Raw genomic sequence first — 23,304 nt, forward strand, 5'->3', positions numbered from 1 at the left:
GTCAAGGCGCTCATTGCCCATCGAGTCGCTTACGAACGATTTTCCCCAGGCTCGTCAGACGATATCGCTGATTGCTGCTGGTCGGTTTTTCCGGAATGGTCATGGCGAGAACGCCCTGCTCAAGCGCGGGAGAAAGGTAATGTTTACGGAAGTGTTCCGCGTCAGCCAGCTTCAACTGGTGCTGAAGCTCAATGCGTTTGATGTCTCCATTTACGAGCACAATCAGCTTTTCGACTTCCGGGGTGGCTTCCGGGGTGGCTTCCGGGGCGACTTCCGGGGTAAGGAATGTGAGGGTGACTCCAGAGTTTCCTTCGCTATACCAAACAGGAGGCGCAAGGCCGTTCTCTTCGCAGGCCTGACGAATAAGTACGCTGCCGCGACCCAGCTTTTCCATATAGCCCTGTAAATAAAGTGCGTGGGCAATATCAGGATTGCGCAGCACTGAAATATGGCCCTGTTGCAGCTTGTCCGCATCGACGCCGTCCGGAAGGCTGCCGGAGTTCCAGATCTGCAGTCGGACCGGACTGATCTCTACTTTGATGCCGCCGGAAAAGCTGCTGTAGTCTCGATGAGCGAAAGCGTTGACGATGCCTTCACGTATAGCCATCTCCGGATACAGCGGTAAGTCTTCACGCTGATTGCGACCTTGGCTAAAGCGCGCCTTGACCGGGGTATTCGTGTAGGCGCAACCACTCCTCCCGCGTCATCTCCCAGACTTCCACCTCGAACCGTCCGCCAACAAACTCGCCCTCCTGCGTGCTCACCTTGCGCATGCCTTCGCTGATCGAGATGCGCCGCGAGGCTTCATTGGGGGCGGCTTTGGGCACTTGCATCAGGGGCATGCCCATCACGTCGAACCACTGTCGATTGATCACACGGCAGGCCTCTTTCATGTAGCCGTGGCCTTGCCAGTCCGGGTGCAGCCAGAAGCCGCGGTTGTTGCCGGGATGGGTCATCAGGGTGATGCTGCCGATGATCTCGTGGGGCGCGCTCTGCAGGCGGATCATCCAGTGCCATTCGGTGCCGTTTGCTATGGCGGGCAGTGCGACGTCCTGAATGTAGCGCAGCGCACCGTCCTGTGGATAAGGCCAGGGGACGCGGTTGTTCAGGTAGCGCACGATGTCCCATAGCGGGAAGCGTTGCTGAACCGCAGGCGCATCCTCGAGCTGAAGTGGCGTCAGCAGCAGACGCTCGGTGTGCAGCGTGGGGGTGATGGTCATGACGATGTCCCTGTTCATCGAACGATGATCACTGGATGAACGGTCCCGTATGCCGGGGATTTAAGTCGAACTGTCGGCTGCAGGTGGGGGTCTATCCTGCATCTTTTATACATCGGAAACCCCAGTGCCCAGAATCATTACGGATCAGACACCCCAAAGTGTGGTGGATGAGCAGCAAGTCAAATTGTTTGGCTCGCCCAAGGAACGTCTGGATTTTTATCGACGCGAAATTCATTACGAAACCACCAACCTCTCCAACCGCACCAACGCCTATTTGTCGGCGCAGTCATTCCTGGTGATCGCCTACGCATCGTCGATGGCCAACATGAACACGGCCTGGGGCGCGATGTTTACGCTGGTTGTGCCGCCGATGCTCGCCTTGCTGGGGCTGCTCAGTACGCTGTTCGCCTGGCCGGGTATTCGGGCAGCCTGCGACATCATCCAGCACTGGCACCACAAACAGGCGCAACTGCTGCTCAGCGAGCCGGTCATCGGGCTGACCTATGACGACTCGCCGTTGTTCAGCGATTGGGAATCCAGCGAAACCGGGCCGAAAAAGTCCTTGCTGTTCTCCAAGCGCAGTCCTTGGCTGTTCAGCTTTTTCTGGGTATTCCTCGGCGGGTTCGCAGTGTTTGTTCAGTTGATTGCGGACTGAGTCAGGTGCGGCCCTGTCATGTTCTTTGACGTGACTGACAGACTTGGGATGGGTAGATGTGACGGAGAGCGTCAGGGAAGGTATGCCCACGCTGGAGCACGAACGGTGTTTCAGTCATGCATTTTCGGCGATTATCCAGCCCTCTTCGCGAACAAGTTCGCTCCCACGGCCTCCGGCCAGAATCAAAAGCAGACTTGTATAGCGATGAGCGCTGGAGCATGGGCACGATCAGGATTCAGGCGACGGCCTTTGCCAGGCCGCCGCCCCCGGATCAGAAAATGTTGATCGGGTAGTCAACGAAGATGCGTGTCTCGTTGCCTTCGCTGTTGTAGGCCTGTGCATCGTCCGAGACGCGCAGGAACGAGTTGCGCAGGCGGAGCGAGAGGTCTTTGGCCGGGCCGCTCTGGACCACGTAGGTCAGCTGGCTGAATATCTCGCGTTCCGTGCCGTCGCCGCTGCCTGCGGTGCCATCGTCGATGTTGTCGCCGCGTACGTAGGCAGCCTTGTAGCTCAGGCCGGGCAGGACCAGCCCGGACAGGTCGACGCCATAGGCCGCCTGCCAAGAACGTTCGTCCTTGCCGTTGAAGTCGGACCAGTAGGAGTTGGCGAGGTAGATGGTGTTACCGCCATCACCAAAACCGCCATCGTTGCGATAGCCTCCGTAGGCGTAACCCATGTCACCGGTGCTGCGCTGATGCGCCAGGGTGAAGGAGTGGATGCCCACGGCCCAGGTCGCGGCCAGGCTCCAGATCTTGTTGTCACGCGCGTCGCTGGCAGTGAAGTCTTTATCCAGTCGGGTCTTGTAGCCGTTGAAGTCGAAGGTCAGCGACTGGTCTTGCGGCAGTGCGAAGACATAGTTCAGGTTCAGGTACTGCTTCTTGAACACATCTTCGTTGTCGGAGGCATAGAAAGCGGCGCTGAACTCATCGGTGAATTTGTAGCTGGCGCCGTAGACGTTGATGCTTTTCAGATCACCACTGTCGCGACCTTCGGCGCTCTTGCGCGCTTCCTGGGTGAAACGCCCGGCGACCACTTCCAGCCCCTCGATCTCTTTGGAGGTGATCAGGGTGCCAGTGTAGCTTTCCGGCAGCAGACGGGAGTTGTCGTAGTTCAATACCGGCAATTGCGGCATCTGATCGCCGTATTTGATGACGGTATTCGAGAAGCGTGCTTTTACCGCTGCGCCTGCACGGGACAGGTCATCGGCAGCCGCGCCGCTGTCGCCCTGCTTGAAGAAGTCGATGCCGCCATTGCCGCTGCGGCCCTTTCCGCCATCAAGGCGAATGCCGTACAGCGCAAAAGCGTCGACGCCCACACCAACCGTGCCCTGAGTGAAACCGGACGCGAAGGTGCCCATGAAGCCCTGGCCCCATTCGGATTTGTCTTCACGGTCGTTTTTGAAGTCGCGATTGATGTAGGCGTTTCGCAGGTTGACGTTCAGGCTACTGCCTTCAACGAAGCCCTTCGAATCGGCCTGCCCCTGGGCCATGGCCTGACTGGCGCTGATGATGCCCAAAGCGAGCATGCCCATACGTGTGTTAAGCATTTTGTCTTCCTTGTTCTGCAAATGACATGCGCTGTGGCGGCGGCCAATGGCCGTCTGGCTTCCCGCCTCTGGTCAGGCGGTGGAGCGCCGCACGAGGTCATCGCAGTGGACTACGAAGCACGTACAGGGGGTGGAGCCACAGGCAGTGGGGCGCGAATCCTAGTTCGGGTGCCTGGGGGTGTCAAACGTGTGGATGGCCGGGGCCTGGTCTGGTGTATTGCTTAATCTGTCAGCACACGCGCCAACGCTTCGAATTCGGCATCGTTGAACAGGCCTGCCGGATAGCGCTGCAGCAGCATGGCGCGAACGTCCGGTCTGGCTTTCACGGGCCTGGTCGTCCTTAACCAATCCGCCACTCGCTGGCGTGCCTCGTTACTGAGCGAAGCAGAAAAACCACGAACTCGCTGTTGGCTCATACCTGCATTCATAACGAAAACCTCTTGATTCATGAGGGGCTAAATCTACTGATGCCATGTGACAGTCAAGCTAAGAAAACGGGTTTTCGCCAGTCTGATTTAGGGTCATTCGGATAAACGAGCCCAATTTAGTTATAAGGTAACGCATAAAAAAGCCCGTCAGATGACGGGCTTAATACAGCAAAAACGGGACCAACTAGTTGCTGTTAGTTACAACTAGTTACTAAGCACTAGTTCTTGTGAGGGGCTGGCTGTTGCTGTGTCAGGCAGTGGATATTGCCCCCACCTAGCAGCAATTCACGGCCCGGCGCCATCACCACCTCATGCTCTGGAAACAGCTTTTGCAGGATCTCACGGGCCTTTTCGTCCATCGGATCGTCGAAACTCGGCGCAATGATGCCGCCGTTGACGATCAGAAAATTCACATACGACCCGGCCAGGCGCACCGAAGGGTTGCGCTCCTGGCTGCCATGCACCTGATCGACGCCTGCGCATTCTTCTTCCGTGGCGAACAATGGGCCCGGAATCGGCATTTTATGCACGATAAACGCACGACCCTTGGCATCCAGGGTGTTTTCCAAAATACTCAATGCCGCGTGGCAGCGTGAGTAGTTGGGGTCTTCGGGATCATCGGTCCAGGCCAGTAACACTTCGCCCGGACGGATGTAGCAGCAGAAGTTATCCACATGCCCGTCGGTTTCGTCGTTGAACAGGCCTTCCGGCAACCAGATGACTTTATCCACAGCCAGGTAATCGCCGAGGATCGTTTCGATCTGTTCGCGGGTCAGGTGCGGGTTGCGGTTGCGATTGAGCAGGCACTCTTCGGTGGTGATCAGCGTGCCCTCGCCATCCACGTGGATCGAGCCGCCTTCGAGAACGAAGCCTTCGGTGACGTAACGCGGGCAGCGCTCGATTTCGAGTACTTTGCCGCCCAGTTGCGAATCGAGATTCCACGGCGCATACAGGCCGCCATCGAAGCCGCCCCAGGCATTGAATTCCCAGTTCACGCCGCGCACTTCGCCACGGTCGTTGATGACGAACGTCGGCCCGCTGTCGCGCACCCAGGCATCGTTGCTGCTCATTTCCACAACCCGGATGTTCGGCATGTCCAGCCGCGCACGGGCGTTGTCGTATTGTGCAGCCGACACAGCCACCGTGACCGGCTCAAAGCGGGCGATGGCCTTGGCGATGGCGACGTGGGCAGCCTGGGCGGGCTTGCCACCCAGGCGCCAGTTGTCCGGGCGCTCGGGCCAGACCATCCAGACCTGGGTTTGCGGTGCCCATTCGGCCGGCATGTGGAAACCGTCGGCGCGTGGCGTGCTATTGAGCGTGGTCATGGCGATCAGGACTCCAGCGAACCGTCGAGGGTCTTCACCGCGCCGTACAGGTTAGGGCGGCGATCACGGAACGTGCCCCAGGCACTGCGGATGTGCTCCAGCTCGTCCAGGTCGAAGCTGTGGACCAGCACGCCCTCTTCGGTTTCGTTGAGCTCGGCGACTTTTTCACCGAACTGGTTGGCGATGAACGACGAACCGTAGAACGTGATGTCGTAGCCGTCCTGCTCTTCGTTGCCAATGCGGTTGCTGGCAATCAGCGGCATCAGGTTCGCGCCGGCGTGACCTTGCTGCACGCGCTGCCAATGGTCACGCGAGCTGATGGTCTTGTCATGCGGCTCGCTGCCGATGGCAGTCGGGTAGAACAGAATTTCCGCGCCCTGCAACGCCATGCTGCGCGCGCACTCCGGGAACCACTGATCCCAGCAGATACCGACGCCGATTTTCGCATAACGGGTCTGCCAGACTTTAAAGCCGGTGTCGCCCGGGTTGAAGTAGTACTTTTCGTGGTAGCCAGGGCCGTCCGGGATGTGGCTCTTGCGGTAGATGCCCAAGTTGCTGCCATCTGCGTCGATGATCGCGATGCTGTTGAAACGCGCACGCCCTGCCAGCTCGAAGAAGCTGATCGGCAAGACGACCTGCAGTTCTTTGGCGATTTTCTGGAAGTGCTTGATCGCGACGTTGGATTCGAGGGTAGTCGCCAACTGCAGATAGTCCGGGTTCGGCTTCTGGCAGAAGTACGGGGTTTCGAACAGTTCCTGAATCAGGATGATCTGGGCGCCCTTGGCGGCAGCTTCGCGTACCAGCTTTTCAGCGGTCTCGATGTTGGCTTCCAGATCCCAGGAGCAGGCCATCTGGGTAGCAGCGACAGAAACGATACGGCTCATGAAAATATCTCCAGGGGCGGTTGCAAAGGACTTATCACCATAGCAGACAGGCGATGACGATTATGAACGTCTTTATAGCGGATATAAATCGGTATTAAAAGCTTATAATTTGCTTATCATGAATTTATTTGTATATTTTACCGATATTAATCTGCTTAAGACTCATGACCGCGCTCATTCCTACGAGCTGGGTGTGACGCGACGGCCCTTCGCGAACAAGTTCGCTCCTACGGCCTTCGGCCAGAATCAAGAGCAGATCCGGGTATGGCGGTAGTGCCCCGTCAGGCACCACCTATCGTGCCCATGCTCCGCGTGGGTATGCCGTTCTGGACGCTCTGCGTCCTCTATTCCAGTTCGCGCAGCACCTTCGATACGTTGTCGACGAAAAAGTCCACGCTTTGCCGGGTGGTGCACATCGGGGGTTTGATTTTCAGGATGTTCAGGTAGTCACCGGTCGGCTGCATGAAGATGCCCAGTTCACGCAGGCGCTCGCACAGGCGCGCGGTTTCTTCTGTGGCGGGTTCCAGGGTGTGGCGGTCGCGAACCAGTTCCATGCCCAGATAAAAGCCCATGCCGTGCACCGCGCCCACCAGCGGATGTATATCGGCCAGGGCCTGCAGCCGCGCCTTGAAGTGGTCACCCACGATTCGGGCGTTATCCCAGAGTTTTTCCTCCTCCATGACATCCAGCACCGCCATGCCGATCCGGCAACTGACCGGGCTGCCACCGGATGACGAGAAGAAATAGCCCTCGGCCTCCAGCGCCTCGGCAATCTCACGGCGGGTGATCACCGCGCCCAGCGGATGGCCGTTGCCCATGCCTTTGGCCATGCTGATGATGTCCGGCACCACGCCCTGCTCTTCGAAGCCCCAGAAGTAGTGCCCTAGCCGGCCATAACCCACCTGCACCTCATCGGCAATACACACGCCACCCACCGCGCGGACCTTCTGATACACCTGTTGCAAATAGCCCGGCGGCAGGGAAATCCCGCCCGCATTGCCATACACCGGCTCGCAGATGAAGCCCGCCACCTGCCGTTGCTGCTCAGCCAGCGTGGCAAGGGCCTGATCGACACTGCGCACGTACTGCGGCGCACTGTCCGCGCCCCTGAACGGCCCGCGATAGGTGTTGGGCGCGGTGACCGGATGCACCCAGTCCGGGCGGGTGCTGAGCGCCTGCGGGTTGTCGGCGATCGAGGTTGAAATGGCATCGGTGGCCACCGACCAGCCGTGATACGCCTCCAGCACACTGAGCATGTCGCGACCACCGCTGTAAGCCCACGCCAGCCTGATCGCGAGATCGTTGGCCTCGGTGCCGCTGTTGACCAGAAACACGCGATCCATGCCCTCGGGGGCCAGCTTGAGCAGGCGCTCTGAGAACTCGGCGATCGCCGCATAGTGAAAGCGCGAGTTGGTGTTGAGCAGCGACCACTGCCGCGCCGCCTCGTGGGCCATGCGCGGGTGGCCATGACCGAGAACGGCGACGTTATTGAGCATGTCCAGGTAGGAGCGGCCCTGCATGTCGATCAGGTGGTTACGCCAGCCGCGCTCGATGTGCGGCGGGGCCTGGTAGTAGTGCTTTTGCGAGCGGGCAAAGCTGGCATCACGGCGCGCCAGCAATTGCGCGGCGTCCTGCAAGGCTGGCGCGTCACAATCAAAACCCAGCAGCGCCGACGGCGACGGGCACACTGCGCGCCAGGCATCTGCCCAGGCCGGTGTGCTGAACAGCGGCGGGCTGAGGTCCGGCGCGGTACATAATTGCAGCAACAGCGAGCCACCGCCCTGCCCGATCAAAGAACCCGCCGCCACTTGACCCTGCAGCGAAGCCTCCGGCAACACACCCCACAGCTTCAAACTGACGCGCTCGCCGACCAACAGCACCGCAGCATCGGCCGTCAGCCGCAAGGTGCCCTCGAACGGCGCATGCAGCGGCGTTGCTGCGGGCACATGCAATTCGACGTGCAGCGCAAAGGTCTCCGGCTCGCTGGCGCAGTCAGGCAAGGTGCGTGACAGACGGTATTCACCGAACCTGCTGGCTGCCAGACCACTGTCCCCGGCCGCTTGCGAAAGCAGGTATTCATCGATGCCGCTCTGCTCCCAGTTGCCTGCCACGAAGTGCTCGCTGAGCACGCCCAGATCCACCAGCACCGGCTGAAGCCCCGCCAGGCTGGGCAACAACGGCGAATAGGCAGGTTGCTCGACAGGCGGCAGGTCCAGTCCCACCGCGCGCAGAATGGCGGCTTCCATCAGCGCCATCGGCACCGAAGTGGCGACATCGAAAATGTTCCATTCGCCGGCAAGGTTGGCCTGGATATACGCATTGCCAGGCTCGACGCTGGCCTGTTGTTCGCTGCTGAGCACAAGCACTGCGGATCGAGCGACGATCAGCGGCCAGAGCGCCTGCAATTCCTCGATCTTCAGCGGATTGAGGGCGTGATAGGCGGCAATGGCCGGGAGGATGTACAGCGGATCACCCTCGGCATGGTGCAGCAGCGCAGCGCAGGTCACCGACAGGTCAGCCACTCGCCAGGTACTGAGCAGATCGCCGAAATCAATCAGCCCCTGCAAGTGCCACGGGTGCCCCGCCTCACGCCGCCAGACTGCGTTGTGCTCGGAGATGTCCAGATGCACTGCCTGTATCGGCAGTGCGGCAATCAATGGCAACAGACGGCGATGAGCCTGCTCGCCGGCTTCGATCAGACAGGCGCGGGCGTCGGCATCCTTGATCACCGGCAGCAGGTGCTTGATCAACGCGTGGGCGTGGCGCGGGTCCCACTGCAGAATGCGCTGCAGACCGGGGTGGTCGAAATCGGCCAGCGCAATATCCACATGGGCACACAGTTCGCCCAGCTCGACCACGATGTCACGGCCCAGGTGCTCGACATGCCCCAGCGATTGCCCGTCGATGAACTCCAGCAGACGCACATGCACCGCCTGCCCGTCGATGTCGACCGACAGTAACTGTTCGGTGTCGATGGCACGGATCACGCCCGGCACCTTGAACGCACTGTGGCCGGCCAGATGATGCAACGCCGCGTGCTGGGCGTTCAGCTCGCTGGTCGAATACGCCCCGTGGCAGATTTTCAGCACATAACGCCGCGTGCCGGTATCCAGCAGAAAGTTGCGATCCTGCTGGCTGCCCAGCGCTTTCAGGGTGCCGCTCAGCCCGTAGTGCTGCGCGAGCAATTGCAGCGCCTGGTCCGCGCTGACCTCGGGGCAAGGCAGACTGGATCGGCGGATGAGCGTGGCAAGCGGCATGGAGAACCTCGTTGTTGTTGTCAGGCCCGGGCTCAATGAGCAAGGCGTGATGGGCAGTCGCGCAACTGTAGGGGCATTGACTATAGGGGGATTGCACTGCGCGACCAATCCGCACCTGCACCTCAGGTCGGAAATAAGCCGGAGTTTTATTCAACCGCCTGCTCGGGTTTAATGGTTCGATCCTGTCATACGCGCTCAAGCGCTATGCTGCATTACTCCAGAACACACAAGAAGGTCAGTTCATGCGAATACTCGTTACCGGGGGCGCAGGTTTCATCGGCTCTGCACTGATCCGCCACCTGATAAACAACACCGACCACGAAGTGCTGAACTTCGACAAATTGACCTACGCGGGCAACCTTGAATCGCTGCAGTCGATTGCCACCGACACGCGCTATGAGTTCGTGCAGGCGGATATCTGCGATCAGGCCCGCGTCAGCGCGGTGCTCGAGCGCTTTGCGCCGCAGGCGATCATGCACCTGGCGGCTGAATCCCACGTCGACCGCTCCATCGATGGTCCGGCCGAGTTCATCCAGACCAACATCGTCGGCACGTACAGCCTGCTGGAAGCCACGCGCGCCTGGTGGCTGAAACTGCCGGAAGCGCAGCGCCAGGCGTTCCGCTTTCACCATATTTCCACTGATGAGGTGTATGGCGACCTGCACGGTGTCGATGATCTGTTCACCGAAACCACACCGTATGCGCCCAGCTCACCCTACTCGGCGAGCAAGGCGGCGTCCGACCATCTGGTGCGTGCCTGGCACCGTACCTATGGCCTGCCGGTGGTGGTGACCAACTGCTCCAACAACTATGGGCCGTTCCACTTCCCGGAAAAGCTCATCCCGCTGGTGATTCTCAACGCCCTGGCGGGCAAGCCGCTGCCGGTGTACGGCAATGGCCTGCAGGTGCGCGACTGGCTGTATGTCGAAGATCACGCGCGGGCCCTGCTCAAGGTGGTGACCGAAGGTGAAGTCGGCGAGACGTACAACATCGGTGGCCACAACGAGCAGAAAAACATCGACGTGGTGCGTGGTATCTGCGCGCTGCTCGATGAGCTCGCCCCGCAGCATCCGGCAGGCGTCGCACAGTACAGCGACCTGATCACCTACGTGGTCGACCGTCCGGGCCACGATCAGCGTTACGCCATCGACGCGAGCAAGATCGACAACGATCTGGGCTGGACGCCCGAAGAAACCTTCGAGTCCGGGCTGCGCAAGACTGTGCAGTGGTACCTGGATAACCTGGACTGGTGCCGCAGGGTTCAGGACGGCAGTTATCAGGGCGAACGACTGGGCTTTACCGAGCCTAAAGACCTGATTGCCTGATCAGCACCCTTCTCGGCAGGCGCGCCTCAGGGCAGACTGTCGAGTCGCCACGACTTATTGAACATTGCAGGGGAAGCCACGTGAACGTAGTCGCAACAAAATTGCCGGAAGTCCTGATTCTCGAACCCAAGGTATTCGGTGATGAACGAGGTTTTTTCTATGAAAGCTTCAACGCCAAGGCTTTTCAGGCTGCCACTGGCCTGACCCGTGAATTCGTACAGGACAACCACTCCCGTTCGCAGCGCGGCGTCCTGCGCGGTCTGCATTATCAGATCGAGAATGCCCAGGGCAAACTGGTGCGCGTCACGGTCGGCAAGGTGCTGGATGTGGCCGTGGACATTCGCCGCAGCTCGCCGAACTTCGGCCAGTGGGTCGGCGTCGAGCTGTCTGCTGAAAACGCCCGTCAGCTGTGGGTTCCGGAGGGCTTTGCCCATGGCTTCGTGGTGCTCAGCGAAAACGCCGAGTTCCTGTACAAGACCACCGACTACTACACGCCTTCGGCCGAACGCTGCATCGCCTGGGACGATGCGGATCTGGCCATCGACTGGCAATTCGACGGCCAACCCAACCTGTCGGCCAAGGACCAACAAGGCAAGCGCCTGAAAGAAGCCGACCTGTTTCCCTGAGCCCGCGACCCAAGGCCGCCCGGCGTAATGTCCGGGTGCCTGACAAGCCGGCGGCGGGCATAATACGCGCCTGATGCCCACGTCAGGATCGACCGGGTGTTTTTGTTGCCTGCCGCGGCGTGATCGCCAGCAGGCATCGTCAACCCTTCGGCGACGGCCAATCGATGACCATGACTCCCGCTCTGCCGCCCCGCCCTCGCTGGCGCAGCCTTGCCCTTCTGGCACTCTGCCTGGCGCCGTTGCTGTGGCCGCTGGAGCATCTGGCCGAACGTTATTACCGCAACGTGCTGGCCAATCAGAACCGCCAGACCCTGGACCTGTACGTCGCCAACCTGCTCGGCACCCTGCACCGTTACGAAACCCTGCCGCAGATCCTCGGCGACCTGCCGGCCTTGCGCGCCGCACTGGCGGCACCGGGCGACACACCTACCCTGGTAAACGCCAACCGTCTGCTCAGCGAAATCACGCGTCAGACCGGTGCCGATGTCATGTACCTGATGGACGCAAACGGCCTGACCCTGGCGGCCTCCAACTCGGATCACAAGGACAGTTTCATTGGCCGAAACTTCTCGTTCAGGCCCTATTTCATCGATGCGCGGGCGGGCAGAACCGGGCGGTTCTTCGGCCTCGGCACGACCTCTGCCAAACGTGGCTACTTTTTCGCCGGCCCGGTGCGTGACGGTGAGCGAATCATCGGCGTGCTGGTGGTCAAGGTCGATCTGGACCACACCGAAACCCTGTGGGGCAAGACGCCCGAGCAACTGCTGCTGACCGACCAGAACGGCGTGGTGATTCTGACTTCCAACCCCGAATGGCGTTTTCGGGCGACCCGCGACCTGACCGATGACGAGAAAAAAGCCATCGTCGCGATCCAGTCCTACCCGACCCGCGATCCGCGCCCGTTGAGGATCGATGAAAACGCCTGGCTGACCCAGACCCAGGCCATCGAAGAGACCGGCTGGAACGTCAACATCCTCGCGCCTCGCGCCCTTGTCGACCGTCAGGTACGCACGGTGGTGGCGATTGGCGGCGCAGCGCTGCTGGTGCTGATGTTGTTGCTGGGCCTGATGATGCAGCGTCGTCGTCATTATCTGGACCGCATCGCTTTCGAGGCCAAGGCGCGCCGCGAGCTGGAGATGCGGGTTATCGAGCGGACCAGCGATCTGGAGGGGCTCAACAGCCGTCTGCGCCAGGAAGTGCTGGAGCGCGAACAGGCGCAGCAGGAACTGGTGCAGGCTCAGGACGAACTGGTGCAGACCAGCAAACTGACGGCGCTGGGCACCATGTCGGCGAGTATCAGCCATGAGCTGAATCAGCCGTTGGCCGCTATCCGCAGTTACGCCGAAAACGCCGAAGTGCTGCTCGATCATCAGCGCACCGAGGACGCCCGCGGCAACCTCAAGCTGATCAGCGAACTGACCGGGCGCATGGCCTCGATCATCGCGCACTTGCGCGCCTTCGCCCGTCGCGACCGCCACGCCCCTGAAAGCGTGGCACTGCAACCGGCGCTGGAAGATGCGCTGGCGTTGCTGGCCAAGCGGCGGCGCGCCATGGAAGTCGAACTGATCCGTGACCTGCCGGACGCCACAATCTGGGTGCAGGCCGGTGAAACCCGTCTGCGTCAGGTGCTCGGCAATCTGATCGCCAACGCGCTGGACGCCCTCACTGAAAAAGGCCCGCCGCGCAGGCTGTGGATAAGTGTCGAGCAAACCGCCGAGGGCGTTAACCTGTACATTCGTGACAACGGCCCCGGCTTTTCCCAGGAAGCACTGGCGCGGGCTCGCGAGCCCTTCTTTACGACCAAGACTCGCACCCAGGGCCTTGGCCTCGGTCTGGCCATCTGCGATACGCTGATGCGCGCGCTGGGCGGCGAATTGCTGTTCGCCAACCATCCCAGCGGCGGTGCGCTGCTGACCCTGCGCCTGCGTGCCGGGGCTTCCGGGGCCAATCTTCAACCGCCAGAGGACCTTTCTGCATGAGTTCGGACACAGCCATCGACAGCCAGATTCAGGTGGTGCTGATCGACGACGATTCGCACCTGCGTCAGGCCCTGCGTCAGACGCTGGACCTGGCTGGCCTGAACGTTCTATCGCTGCCCGAAGCGACCGGGCTGGCCGAGCGCATCGGCCGCGACTGGCCGGGCGTGGTGGTCAGCGATATTCGCATGCAGGGCATGGATGGCCTGGAACTGCTCGACCAGCTTCACGCGCAGGACCCCGACCTGCCGGTACTGCTGATCACCGGGCATGGCGATGTGCCGCTGGCGGTAAAGGCCATGCGCGCCGGGGCCTACGACTTTCTGGAAAAACCCTTCGCCAGCGACGCCATGCTCGACAGCGTGCGCCGTGCCCTGGCGTTGCGCCGTCTGGTGCTGGATAACCGCAGCCTGCGCCTGGCCCTGAGTGATCGCCAACAACTGAGCACACGCCTGATCGGTCAGTCGCCGCCGATCCTGCGTCTGCGCGAACAAATCGGCGCATTGGCCGGGACGCGAGCCGACGTGCTGATCCTCGGCGAAACCGGCGCAGGCAAAGAAGTGGTTGCCCGCGCGCTGCACGACCTGTCCAACCGCCGCAGCGGCCCGTTCGTGGCGATCAACGCCGGCGCGCTGGCTGAATCGGTGGTGGAAAGCGAGCTGTTCGGTCACGAGCCAGGCGCCTTCACCGGCGCGCAGAAGCGGCGTATCGGCAAGTTCGAATTTGCCAACGGCGGTACGCTGTTCCTCGATGAAATCGAAAGCATGAGCCTGGACGTGCAGGTCAAGCTGCTGCGCCTGCTGCAGGAGCGCGTGGTTGAGCGAATGGGCAGCAATCAGCAGATCCCGCTGGACATCCGCATCATCGCCGCGACCAAGGAAGACCTGCGTCACGCGGCCGATCAGGGCCGCTTCCGGGCAGACTTGTATTACCGCCTGAACGTGGCCTCGCTGCGCATCCCGCCGTTGCGCGAACGGGGTGAAGATGCGCTGATGCTGTTCGAACATTACGCCGATGCCGCGAGCATGCGCCACGGCATCCCCAAGCACGAACTCAAGCCGGGCCAGCGCGCGCTGCTGTTGCGGCATAACTGGCCGGGCAACGTCCGGGAACTGCAAAACGCTGCCGAGCGTTTTGCGCTGGGTCTGGAACTGGAGCTGGAGCCGGAAGGCGTTGATGCAGAGCAAGCGCCACCGCCGGGTGGTGGTTTGAGTGATCAGGTGGAAAGCTTCGAGCGCGCGTTGATCGCCGCCGAACTGGCGCGCCCGCACAGCTCGGTGCGCAGCCTCGCGGAAGCGCTGGGTGTGCCGCGCAAGACCCTGCACGACAAACTGCGCAAGCACGGCCTGACGTTCGGCGACAGCAGCGGAGCTTCCGATGACAACGATTGAGCCTGGACATGACGCCGCCCACGCACTGGAGCAGGTGCTGCACCACGACATCCCGCTGACCCGCGAGATGGGCATGCGCGTGATTGACTGGCACAACCAGACACTGCGCCTGCACCTGCCGCTGGCACCCAACGTCAACCACAAGAGCACACTGTTCGGCGGCAGCCTGTATTGCGGCGCGGTACTGGCGGGCTGGGGCTGGCTGCACCTGCGGCTGCGCGAAGCCGGGATCACCGATGGGCATATCGTGATTCAGGATGGACAGATCAGTTATCCACTGCCGGTACGCAGCGACGCCATCGCCCGCTGCGACGCGCCCGAGCTGGCGCAATGGGACAAATTCATCACCACCTACCAACGCCGAGGCCGCGCCCGCCTGACCCTGCACACCGCCATCAGCGAGCAGGACAGTGAAGAACAGGCCGTGCGCTTTGTCGGGCAGTTTGTGTTGCACCGGTGAGGCTGCGCGCAGTCAATTCACTACCCGTGGGAGCCAACTTGCTCGCGAAGAGGCCAGTGTAATCCGCAAAAATTCATCGTCTGATCAATCGTATTCGCGAGCAAGCTCGCTCCCACAAGAACGCGCCTGCCCCTGCAGACCTGTATCAAGCGAAGAACACGCCGTGCGCTTTGTCGGGCAGTTCATGTTGCGCCAGTGTGGCTGCGCGTAGTGGATGCAGACCTGTGGGAGCGAGCTTGCTCGCGAAGAGGCCGGTGCAATCGGCAAAAATTCATCGTCTGATCAATCGCATTCGCGAGCAAGCTGGCTCCACAAGAACGCGCCTGACCCTGCATACCTGTATCAAGCGAAGAACAGGCCGTGCGCTTTTGCACTGGTGAAACTGTCTCAGCCAAGCGTCTCAGCGCTTTTGTAGGAGCGAACTTGTTCGCGAAGGCGTCGTTTCAAGCACTGGATTTGCTGTGGATGCACCGGCCCTTTCGCGAGCAAGCGAAACGTCGCCCGGTTCGCTTCTACGCCCGCCGGGCAGAGGCCTTGAAACAGGCCTCAGGACTGCGCCAGCACCAGCAGTTTGTCGCGCCATTCGGCGTTGGCTGGCAGGGCCAGGAAGAACGGGTTGAGCAGTGATTCGCGGGCCGGGTAGCTGAACGGCTGGCCGTCCAGTTGCAACACTTCGCCTCCTGCACCTTCAAGCACGCCCTGCGCCGCAGCGGTGTCCCATTGCGAGGTCGGGGCCAGGCGTGGGTAGCAGTCGGCGGCGCCTTCGGCCAGCAGGCAGAATTTCAGTGAGCTGCCGATGTTGGTCAGTTGCAAATGACCCAGCCCGTTCGACAGGCCCGCCAGCAAATGCTCCTGCTCCGGGCTGGAGTGGCGGCGGCTGGCGACCACGGTAAAGGTCTGCCCTTCGCCAAGCTGATTGCGCACGGCGATCGGCTGGAGGTGGCCGACGCCATCGCTGCGCCAGGCACCCAGCCCGGCACCGCCGAAGTAACAACGGTTGTTGGTGGGCATCGAGACCACACCGAATACCACGCGGCCGCGTTCAATCAGCGCGACATTGACGGTGAACTCTTCGCTGCCGGAGATGAACTCCTTGGTGCCGTCCAGCGGATCGACCAGCCACCAGCGCTCCCAGCCTGCCCGCTCGCTGAAGGGGATGTCAGCGTCCTCTTCGGAGAGCACATGAATGTCCGGATCAAGCGCCTGCAGGCCCTCGACCAGCACCTGATGGGCGGCCAGATCAGCGGCAGTCACCGGCGAGTCGTCAGTCTTGGTGGTCACGGTGACATTGGCGCGCCAGAAGGGCAGGATCACTTCGCCCGCCAGTCGCGTGAGTTCAATCACCGGGGCGAGCAGCGGATGTGGCAGGTTGTGCAACGAATCGGTCATGGCTGAAACAATCCACGCTGGGTCAGCAGGTCACGTGTGAGGTACAGCGCGGCCAGCGCCCGGCCTTCGCTGAACTGGGCATTCTGGGCAAGGCTCGACAGCTCGCGCAGGTTGATCCGGTCGACCCGGATCGGCTCGGGCTCGTCGCCTTCCAGCCGCTCTTCGTACAGGTCGGTGGCCAGAACCACCTGAATTTTCTGGCTCATGTAGCCGGGGGACAGCGACAGCTCGGTCAACAGTTCCAGCTCCCGCGCACCGAAGCCGGCCTCTTCCTTGAGTTCACGGTTGGCAGCCGCCAGCACGTCTTCGCCCGGCTCGATCAGGCCCTTGGGCAGGGACAGCTCGTAGGCATCGGTGCCACCGCAATATTCTTCGATCAGCACAGCGTGATCGGCATCGAGCATGGCCACGATCATCACCGCGCCGGGGCCCGTGCCTTTGCTGGCCAGACGCTCGTAGGTCCGCTCGACGCCATTGGCAAAGCGCAATTGCAGCTCTTCAACGCGGAACAGACGACTACTGGCGACGATTGCGCGGGCAAGTACGGTAGGTTTCTGACGCATGACAGGCTCCTTTACATGAACGAGGTACTATACCGAGCTTTTCCCGATGTCTGTGTCGGATATGCTTACCCGCTATCAACCCCCTGACGAGGCCAGAATGCTTTCCATGCCCTGGAGCGAAATCGATACCGTCCTGCTGGATATGGACGGCACGTTGCTCGACCTGCATTACGACGAACACTTCTGGATGCAGCACCTGCCGCAGCGCTACGCCGAACTGCACGGCGTCAGTTTCGCCATGGCCTGGCTGGAATTGAAACCGCTGTTCGAAAACAACGCGGGCACGCTCAACTGGTACTGCCTGGATTTCTGGAGCGCCGAGCTTAACCTCTCGGTTCGCGACCTGAAACGCGAAATCGCCCACATGATTGCACTGCGCCCGGACGCCGAGTCCTTTCTGGCGGCCCTGCAAAAGGCCGGCAAGCGGGTGATCATGATCACCAATGCGCACCGTGATTCGTTGTCGCTGAAAATGGAGCGAATCGAGCTGGCGCCTTATTTCGAACGCCTGATCAGCTCTCACGATTACGGCTTTCCCAAGGAAAGCCAGCATTTCTGGGACGCGTTGAAGGCCGAAACAGCGTTCGACCCGGCACGCAGTCTGTTCATCGACGACACCCTGCCGATCCTGCGCAGCGCCCGACACTTCGGTGTAGCTCATTTGCTGGCAGTCAGCCAGCCCAACAGCCAGAAAGGCCCGAAAGACACCGAAGAGTTCGCTGCAGTGGACGACTATCGGGAGCTGAGCAAGGGATTGTAAGCAACGCCGTGTGCCCGCCTGAAAAGGCGGGCAGCGTCTTCAGATCACTTCGGAATGCGCAGCTTCTGACCTGGATAGATCTTGTCCGCGCTCTTGAGCATCGGCTTGTTGGCTTCAAAGATTTTCTGGTACTGGTTGGCATCGTGATACACGCGCTTGGAAATAGCGCTGAGGGTGTCGCCCGGCATCACTTCGACGTATTCGGATTCAGAAGTCTCGCCGCCCGCAACAGTCATCTGGTCGTCGACTTTATCCACGCCATGAATATTACCCAGCGTCACGACAATCTTTTCCCTCTCCTCCTGATTGGCGACCTGGCCTTTGACGATGACCGTGCCGCCGTTAACCTCGGTCTGCACATTGGGGTTGCCCAGGCCGACTTCGGAGATATGCTTTTTCAGCACCTCATCGGCGTTGGCTTTATCTGGCAGAAGTGCATCCAGAATTTTCTCGCCTGCTTCTTTGATGAAACTGATAAGACTCATTTTCTGGTTATCCGTAAGTAGTGTTGAGGACTGCGCGATTAGTGTAGCCCTCGTAAATCAAGGGCTGCAGGCTTCCGACCAACGTAGCTCGACCATCGTTCAGCCTGAACGCGTAGAATCGGCTGTCTGGATGGCTCACCGGAGTGAATATGGACATCAAGCAACTTAAATTTCTGATCGCCCTCGACGAGACGAGGCACTTCGGCCAGGCGGCTGCGCGTTGCAACATCACCCAGCCGACGCTGTCGATGCGCCTGCGCAATCTGGAAGAAGAGCTTGGCTTGCCACTGGTCAATCGCGGCCAGCGCTTCGAGGGTTTCACTGCGCCAGGCGAACGCGTATTGGCCTGGGCACGCACGGTACTGGCGGCCTACGACGGTCTGCAGGCTGAAGCGGCCGCCTGCCGCGGTCATCTGGTCGGGACGTTGCGCCTGGGCGTGGTGCCGCTGTCGAGCTTCGACCCGCTGCCATTGCTGCACCGGCTGCACCAGATGCACCCCAATCTGCGCTTCGAGCTGTCGTCACTCAGCTCCGAGCAAGTGCTGGAACAACTGGCGAGCAATCGTATCGACCTGGGCGTTTCGTACCTGGAACGGCTGGACAACGAGCGTTTCGATTCGCTGACCCTGGACGACACACGCATGGGCCTGCTGTATGACCGTCGGCACTTTACCTTTGGTGACGATCCCTTGAGCTGGGCCGACCTGGTCGAGTTGCCGCTGGGCACGCTGACCAGCGGCATGCATTTTCGCCAGTCGATCGATCACAACTTCCATAGCCGCGGCCTGCAACCCAATCCGCTGATACAAACCGATGCCGTTCATCAGTTGCTGCAAGCCGTACACGGCGGTTTTTGCTGCGCGATCATGCCGCTGGATGGCGGTCTGGAAACGCTGACCGAACATTTGCGCCTGCATCCGATTGCCGACTCCCGGACTTTAGCCCGGCTGGGGTTGATCATGCGCCGCAGTGCGCCGCGCTCGGCACTGGCTGAAGCCTGCTTTGCACTGGTAGCGGAAATACCGCGCTAGCGCGTTGATCGACGTCATCTATCGGGGCATCAGCACTAGCGATTAGACGATTTCCAATAACGGGCCTAGTCTTGCAGATGTCATTCTGCCGGTATTTCAGCCCATGCCCGTTACGCGCAAGGTCAGCTCGGCGTCCTTTGCTACGCCAGCCCCTGAAGCAAGCCAGTCCTACAGCTACTCGAATCTCGAGGGCGTGGACGCTGCACGCAACGAACTTGCCGAAGAAGTGGCACTGGCGATTGCCTACAACGGTATCAGCCAGGCGGTCATGCTGGTCAGCCCGACCGATCTGGAAGACTTTATCGTCGGTTTCAGTCTGGGCAGCGGCATCATTGCCTCGCATGACGAAATCTACGACTTCAAAATCAGCGGTTGCGGCTCGGCCATGCAGGCCGAGGTCGAGATCGCCAGCCGCGCGTTCTGGGAACTCAAGCAGCAGCGTCGGCAACTGGCGGGCACCAGCGGTTGCGGACTGTGTGGCGTTGAAGCCGTCGAGCAGGCATTGCCTGACCTGAAGGCGCTGCCCGGCGCGCCCCTGCCCCCGATCGAATGGCTGGACGGTCTGCGTCAGCGCATCGGCGAGTTCCAGCCGCTTGGCCGCCATTGCGGCGCTGTGCATGCGGCGGTGTTCATGGACGGTAATGGCCAGCTGTTGCTGGGCCGTGAAGACATCGGCCGCCACAACGCGCTGGACAAACTGATCGGCGCCCTGATCCGCCAGGACATCCCCCTGGCCGGCGGCGTCGCCATCGTGACCAGCCGCTGCAGCCTGGAACTGATTCAGAAAGTATTGCGCGCCGGCATCCAGACGCTGGTCAGCCTGTCGTCGCCCACCGGCCTGGCCCTGCAATGGGCCCGCCGTCATAACCTCAATCTAATTCACCTGCCGCAGAAAAGTGCGCCGCGGGTCTATAGCCCTGCGATGGAGATTCAAGCGTGAGCACTCATCATCAAGCCGACAAGACACCAACCCCCCGCTACAAGCCGTACAAAGGTGCGGCAGGCGGATGGGGCGCACTGATCAGCGTGACGCAACACTGGCTGGGCAGTGACAACGCGCTGAAGAACCTGCGCATGATGCTCAAGACCAACCAGAACGGCGGTTTCGACTGCCCGGGCTGCGCGTGGGGCGATTCGCCGGAAAGCGGCATGGTCAAGTTCTGCGAGAACGGCGCCAAGGCGGTGAACTGGGAAGCGACCAAGCGCCGCGTCGACCCGGCCTTCTTCGCCCGCTACAGCGTCAGCTCGCTGATGGAGCAGAGCGATTACTGGCTCGAGTATCAGGGCCGTCTGACCGAGCCGATGAGCTATGACGCGGAAACCGACCGTTACAAGCCGATCAGTTGGGACAGCGCGTTTGCGCTGATCGCCAAACACCTGAAGAACCTGCCCAGCCCGAACATGGCCGAGTTCTACACCTCGGGTCGCGCCAGCAACGAAGCGGCGTACCTGTATCAGCTGTTCGTACGCGCCTATGGCACCAACAACTTCCCGGACTGCTCGAACATGTGCCACGAGGCCAGTGGCGTAGCGCTGTCGCAAAGCGTCGGCGTAGGCAAGGGCACCGTGACGTTCGAGGATTTCGAACACGCCGATGCCATCTTCGTCCTCGGTCAGAACCCCGGCACCAACCACCCGCGCATGCTCGAACCACTGCGTGAAGCGGTACAGCGCGGCGCCCAGGTGGTTTGCGTCAACCCGCTCAAAGAGCGTGGCCTGGAGCGTTTCCAGCACCCGCAACACCCGGTCGAAATGCTCACCAACGGCGACCGCCCGACCAATACCGCCTATTTCCGCCCTGCCCTGGGTGGCGACATGGCGCTGTTGCGCGGCATGGCCAAGTTCCTGCTGCAATGGGAGCGCGAGGCGCAGGCCAACAACGCACCTTCGGTGTTCGACCACGCGTTCCTCAACGAACATACCGAAGGCGTACTCGAATACCTGGCCGCCATCGATGACACGTCATGGGACGCCATCGTCGAGCAATCCGGCCTGCCGCTGAGCGACATCGAACAGTCGGCACGCATGTACGCCAAGGGCAAGAACGTGATCATGTGCTGGGCGATGGGTATCACCCAGCACCGTCACTCGGTGCCGACCATCCAGGAAATTGCCAACCTGATGCTGCTGCGCGGCAACATCGGTCGTCCGGGTGCCGGTCTGTGCCCGGTGCGCGGTCACAGTAACGTGCAGGGCGACCGCACCATGGGCATCAACGAACGCCCACCGGTGTTCCTGCTCGATGCGCTGGAAAAACGCTTCCAGTTCAAAGTGCCCCGCGAAAACGGCCACAACGTCGTCGAAGCCATTCACGCCATGGCCGAAGGCCGCGCCAAGGTGTTCATTGCGCTGGGCGGCAACTTCGCTCAGGCCACCCCGGACAGCCATCGCACTGCCGAAGCGCTCAGCAAATGCGATCTGACCGTACAGATCAGCACCAAGCTGAACCGCAGCCACCTGTTCCACGGCAAGGACGCGCTGATCCTGCCGTGCTTCGGCCGTACCGACATCGATATCCAGGCCAACGGCCCACAAGCCGTCACCGTGGAAGATTCGTTCAGCATGGTTCACGCTTCCAACGGTCAGTTGAAGCCGTCGTCGAAGCAAATGCGTTCCGAGCCTGCGATCATCGCCGGTATCGCCAACGCAACGCTGGGCAAGACGCCTGTCGACTGGCTGTGGCTGGTCGAGGACTACAACCGTATTCGTGACCTGATCGCCGACACCATCCCCGGCTTCAAGGATTTCAACGAGCGCGTCAAGCACCCGGGCGGCTTCTACCTGGGTAACGCTGCTGGCGCACGCCGCTGGAACACTGCGTCGACCCGCGCCAACTTCAAGTCCAACGCGCTGCCGTTGACTCTGATCAATGAACACGTCAGCTCGACCGGGCAGATCCCGGACCTGATCATGCAGTCGATGCGCTCGCACGATCAGTACAACACCACCATCTATGGCCTGGATGACCGTTATCGCGGCGTCAAAGGTCAGCGTGACGTGCTGTTCGTCAACGAAGCCGACATCATCCGCCTGGGCTTCCAGCCGGGGCAGAAGGCAGACCTGATTTCGATCTGGAGTGATAACCGCGAGCGCCGCGTCAAAGGCTTCACGTTGTTGCCGTTCGATATTCCGGCCGGTCAGGCTGCCGCCTACTACCCGGAGGTCAACCCGCTGGTGCCGCTGGAAAGCGTGGGCGATGGCAGCAGCACGCCGACATCGAAGTTCGTTGCCATCCGCCTCGAGCGCTCGGCAGAGTCGGCACGCATCCTCTGACGTCCCTGAAAGACGCCCACAAAAAAGGCCCGTTTCACTGGAAACGGGCCTTTTGCAAGTAACCTCAGACTCTCTTTTCAGACTTAAGTTCCTTAGCCAAAACAATAACTTAGCAGTTTGTGTGGCAATCGTGTTACTCGTCGGAATTGCATTGCTACATTCTTCACTTGACACCAAGATCGCGCCGTCATCCCTATGAGATTCCATACATGAAGTATTCCTCGATACTGTTGTTGTCTCTTACCCTGATCAGCGGTGCGGCGTCTGCAGGCAACCTCGAGTCAGGCGTAGGCGGAGCATTGGGTGGGGTACTCGGTTCGGTCGTCGGCCAGCAGGTCGGCGGCAGCACTGGTTCAGCAATTGGCGCAGGTGTCGGCGGCGCAGCCGGTGGCGCTGTAGGCGCGGACCGTCGCAACCGCACAGAGGCAGCCATTGGCGGCGGTCTGGGCGCAGCGGGCGGTAACGTGCTGGGTCGCAGCGTCGGCGGCAACACCGGCAGCCTGGTCGGCTCGGCGGTAGGTGGCGGCGGCGGTGCTGCACTTGGCAACTACATGGGCAACGAAAGCCGCAGCGACGACCGTCGTTATCGTGGTAACCGTGATCATGGCCATCGCCCGAAGCACCACGGCCATCGCCGTCATCGTGACTGATACCACCGTCAGTTGCTGAAGCACAAAAAACCGGCCGCTCTTGAGCGGCCGGTTTTCATT

19 protein-coding genes and 1 pseudogene are annotated in these 23,304 nt (G+C 61.0%); 11 read left to right on the forward strand and 9 right to left on the reverse strand.

Translation table 11 applies throughout. From position 1 onward, the window contains the following. Window positions 1-10: 10 nt before the first annotated feature. Together KBY02_RS22030 and KBY02_RS22035 are read right to left on the reverse strand one after the other, a co-directional pair. A pseudogene (locus KBY02_RS22030) lies at window positions 11-676 on the reverse strand (Fic family protein); the annotation flags it as partial. Beyond that, window positions 651-1,220, reverse strand: coding sequence for a GNAT family N-acetyltransferase (locus tag KBY02_RS22035; protein WP_225650752.1), 570 nt, complete (start codon window positions 1,218-1,220; stop codon window positions 651-653). The gene KBY02_RS22035 and the pseudogene KBY02_RS22030, both read right to left, overlap by 26 nt. 160 nt (window positions 1,221-1,380) lie before the next feature. Between KBY02_RS22035 and KBY02_RS22040 the strand changes: the two genes are divergently transcribed. Then, complete coding sequence (locus tag KBY02_RS22040; protein WP_004407013.1) at window positions 1,381-1,875, forward strand: hypothetical protein; 495 nt, start codon at window positions 1,381-1,383, stop codon at window positions 1,873-1,875. Between the two features lie 271 nt (window positions 1,876-2,146). Here KBY02_RS22040 and KBY02_RS22045 read toward each other — a convergent pair whose 3' ends face one another. The 4 genes from KBY02_RS22045 to KBY02_RS22060 form a co-directional block, all read right to left on the reverse strand. Further along, the gene (locus KBY02_RS22045; RefSeq protein ID WP_057457235.1) at window positions 2,147-3,421 is read right to left on the reverse strand and encodes an OprD family porin; all 1,275 of its coding nucleotides are present in this window, start codon (window positions 3,419-3,421) and stop codon (window positions 2,147-2,149) included. 646 nt (window positions 3,422-4,067) lie between these two features. Continuing rightward, entirely contained in the window at window positions 4,068-5,174 is a 1,107-nt protein-coding gene (gene aguA / locus KBY02_RS22050) for an agmatine deiminase (protein ID WP_011269318.1), read from the reverse strand. Between the two features lie 5 nt (window positions 5,175-5,179). Continuing rightward, a complete protein-coding gene (gene aguB / locus KBY02_RS22055) occupies window positions 5,180-6,058 on the reverse strand; it encodes an N-carbamoylputrescine amidase (RefSeq protein WP_003372277.1) in 879 nt (292 codons plus the stop codon). A gap of 344 nt (window positions 6,059-6,402) precedes the next feature. Next, window positions 6,403-9,315 (reverse strand): aminotransferase, encoded by a 2,913-nt coding sequence (locus KBY02_RS22060; protein ID WP_225650753.1) that lies wholly within the window; start codon window positions 9,313-9,315, stop codon window positions 6,403-6,405. A 242-nt stretch (window positions 9,316-9,557) separates the two neighbouring features. On the opposite strand from KBY02_RS22060, the gene rfbB reads away from it, so the two are divergent. The 5 genes from rfbB (at window position 9,558) to KBY02_RS22085 (ending at window position 15,093) form a co-directional block, all read left to right on the forward strand. Continuing rightward, the gene (gene rfbB / locus KBY02_RS22065) at window positions 9,558-10,640 is read left to right on the forward strand and encodes a dTDP-glucose 4,6-dehydratase (protein ID WP_104684665.1); all 1,083 of its coding nucleotides are present in this window, start codon (window positions 9,558-9,560) and stop codon (window positions 10,638-10,640) included. 80 nt (window positions 10,641-10,720) lie between these two features. Further along, window positions 10,721-11,266, forward strand: a complete 546-nt coding sequence (gene rfbC, locus KBY02_RS22070; protein ID WP_024640486.1) for a dTDP-4-dehydrorhamnose 3,5-epimerase — start codon at window positions 10,721-10,723, stop codon at window positions 11,264-11,266. 170 nt (window positions 11,267-11,436) lie between these two features. Further along, window positions 11,437-13,245, forward strand: a complete 1,809-nt coding sequence (locus KBY02_RS22075; RefSeq protein ID WP_032607501.1) for a sensor histidine kinase — start codon at window positions 11,437-11,439, stop codon at window positions 13,243-13,245. Then, window positions 13,242-14,633, forward strand: a complete 1,392-nt coding sequence (locus KBY02_RS22080; protein ID WP_024659894.1) for a sigma-54-dependent transcriptional regulator — start codon at window positions 13,242-13,244, stop codon at window positions 14,631-14,633. Before KBY02_RS22075 ends, KBY02_RS22080 begins: the two co-directional genes overlap by 4 nt. Then, window positions 14,620-15,093 carry a YiiD C-terminal domain-containing protein gene (locus KBY02_RS22085; protein WP_024659893.1) on the forward strand — a complete coding sequence of 158 codons (474 nt, stop codon included), beginning with the start codon at window positions 14,620-14,622 and terminating at the stop codon, window positions 15,091-15,093. Before KBY02_RS22080 ends, KBY02_RS22085 begins: the two co-directional genes overlap by 14 nt. A 546-nt stretch (window positions 15,094-15,639) precedes the next feature. Here the strand turns inward: KBY02_RS22085 and cysQ are convergent. Then, a complete protein-coding gene (gene cysQ / locus KBY02_RS22090; protein ID WP_225650754.1) occupies window positions 15,640-16,482 on the reverse strand; it encodes a 3'(2'),5'-bisphosphate nucleotidase CysQ in 843 nt (280 codons plus the stop codon). Further along, window positions 16,479-17,045: an ADP compounds hydrolase NudE gene (gene nudE / locus KBY02_RS22095; protein ID WP_003372295.1), complete on the reverse strand. Its 567-nt coding sequence runs from the start codon at window positions 17,043-17,045 to the stop codon at window positions 16,479-16,481. Before nudE ends, cysQ begins: the two co-directional genes overlap by 4 nt. Before the next feature lie 97 nt (window positions 17,046-17,142). Between nudE and yrfG the strand changes: the two genes are divergently transcribed. Continuing rightward, complete coding sequence (gene yrfG / locus KBY02_RS22100) at window positions 17,143-17,805, forward strand: GMP/IMP nucleotidase (protein ID WP_024660324.1); 663 nt, start codon at window positions 17,143-17,145, stop codon at window positions 17,803-17,805. Between the two features lie 44 nt (window positions 17,806-17,849). Here the strand turns inward: yrfG and lysM are convergent, their stop codons facing one another. Beyond that, on the reverse strand, window positions 17,850-18,290 hold the full coding sequence (lysM, locus tag KBY02_RS22105; RefSeq protein WP_024660323.1) for a peptidoglycan-binding protein LysM: 441 nt from the start codon (window positions 18,288-18,290) through the stop codon (window positions 17,850-17,852). Between the two features lie 149 nt (window positions 18,291-18,439). Between lysM and KBY02_RS22110 the strand changes: the two genes are divergently transcribed. From KBY02_RS22110 to KBY02_RS22125, 4 genes are all read left to right on the forward strand, one after another. Then, window positions 18,440-19,321 (forward strand): LysR family transcriptional regulator, encoded by an 882-nt coding sequence (locus KBY02_RS22110; protein WP_003401941.1) that lies wholly within the window; start codon window positions 18,440-18,442, stop codon window positions 19,319-19,321. 103 nt (window positions 19,322-19,424) lie between these two features. Continuing rightward, the gene (fdhD, locus tag KBY02_RS22115; protein ID WP_024640482.1) at window positions 19,425-20,261 is read left to right on the forward strand and encodes a formate dehydrogenase accessory sulfurtransferase FdhD; all 837 of its coding nucleotides are present in this window, start codon (window positions 19,425-19,427) and stop codon (window positions 20,259-20,261) included. Then, window positions 20,258-22,594, forward strand: a complete 2,337-nt coding sequence (locus tag KBY02_RS22120; RefSeq protein WP_003401937.1) for an FdhF/YdeP family oxidoreductase — start codon at window positions 20,258-20,260, stop codon at window positions 22,592-22,594. The genes fdhD and KBY02_RS22120 overlap by 4 nt, the downstream gene beginning before the upstream one ends. A gap of 209 nt (window positions 22,595-22,803) precedes the next feature. Beyond that, window positions 22,804-23,244, forward strand: a complete 441-nt coding sequence (locus KBY02_RS22125) for a glycine zipper domain-containing protein (RefSeq protein WP_024640480.1) — start codon at window positions 22,804-22,806, stop codon at window positions 23,242-23,244. Window positions 23,245-23,304: the final 60 nt, after the last annotated feature.

Source organism: Pseudomonas sp. P129, from assembly GCF_020312195.1.
Classification (GTDB): domain Bacteria; phylum Pseudomonadota; class Gammaproteobacteria; order Pseudomonadales; family Pseudomonadaceae; genus Aquipseudomonas; species Aquipseudomonas fragariae.

What these genes read in the sequence shown, in the direction of transcription:
- KBY02_RS22035 (WP_225650752.1), bottom strand. Translation starts at nt 1,220, where the DNA reads ATGACCATCACCCCCACGCTGCACACCGAGCGTCTGCTGCTGACGCCA.
- KBY02_RS22045 (WP_057457235.1), bottom strand. Translation starts at nt 3,421, where the DNA reads ATGCTTAACACACGTATGGGCATGCTCGCTTTGGGCATCATCAGCGCC.
- aguA (WP_011269318.1), bottom strand. Translation starts at nt 5,174, where the DNA reads ATGACCACGCTCAATAGCACGCCACGCGCCGACGGTTTCCACATGCCG.
- aguB (WP_003372277.1), bottom strand. Translation starts at nt 6,058, where the DNA reads ATGAGCCGTATCGTTTCTGTCGCTGCTACCCAGATGGCCTGCTCCTGG.
- KBY02_RS22060 (WP_225650753.1), bottom strand. Translation starts at nt 9,315, where the DNA reads ATGCCGCTTGCCACGCTCATCCGCCGATCCAGTCTGCCTTGCCCCGAG.
- rfbB (WP_104684665.1), top strand. Translation starts at nt 9,558, where the DNA reads ATGCGAATACTCGTTACCGGGGGCGCAGGTTTCATCGGCTCTGCACTG.
- KBY02_RS22075 (WP_032607501.1), top strand. Translation starts at nt 11,437, where the DNA reads ATGACTCCCGCTCTGCCGCCCCGCCCTCGCTGGCGCAGCCTTGCCCTT.
- KBY02_RS22080 (WP_024659894.1), top strand. Translation starts at nt 13,242, where the DNA reads ATGAGTTCGGACACAGCCATCGACAGCCAGATTCAGGTGGTGCTGATC.
- KBY02_RS22085 (WP_024659893.1), top strand. Translation starts at nt 14,620, where the DNA reads ATGACAACGATTGAGCCTGGACATGACGCCGCCCACGCACTGGAGCAG.
- cysQ (WP_225650754.1), bottom strand. Translation starts at nt 16,482, where the DNA reads ATGACCGATTCGTTGCACAACCTGCCACATCCGCTGCTCGCCCCGGTG.
- nudE (WP_003372295.1), bottom strand. Translation starts at nt 17,045, where the DNA reads ATGCGTCAGAAACCTACCGTACTTGCCCGCGCAATCGTCGCCAGTAGT.
- yrfG (WP_024660324.1), top strand. Translation starts at nt 17,143, where the DNA reads ATGCTTTCCATGCCCTGGAGCGAAATCGATACCGTCCTGCTGGATATG.
- lysM (WP_024660323.1), bottom strand. Translation starts at nt 18,290, where the DNA reads ATGAGTCTTATCAGTTTCATCAAAGAAGCAGGCGAGAAAATTCTGGAT.
- KBY02_RS22110 (WP_003401941.1), top strand. Translation starts at nt 18,440, where the DNA reads ATGGACATCAAGCAACTTAAATTTCTGATCGCCCTCGACGAGACGAGG.
- fdhD (WP_024640482.1), top strand. Translation starts at nt 19,425, where the DNA reads ATGCCCGTTACGCGCAAGGTCAGCTCGGCGTCCTTTGCTACGCCAGCC.
- KBY02_RS22125 (WP_024640480.1), top strand. Translation starts at nt 22,804, where the DNA reads ATGAAGTATTCCTCGATACTGTTGTTGTCTCTTACCCTGATCAGCGGT.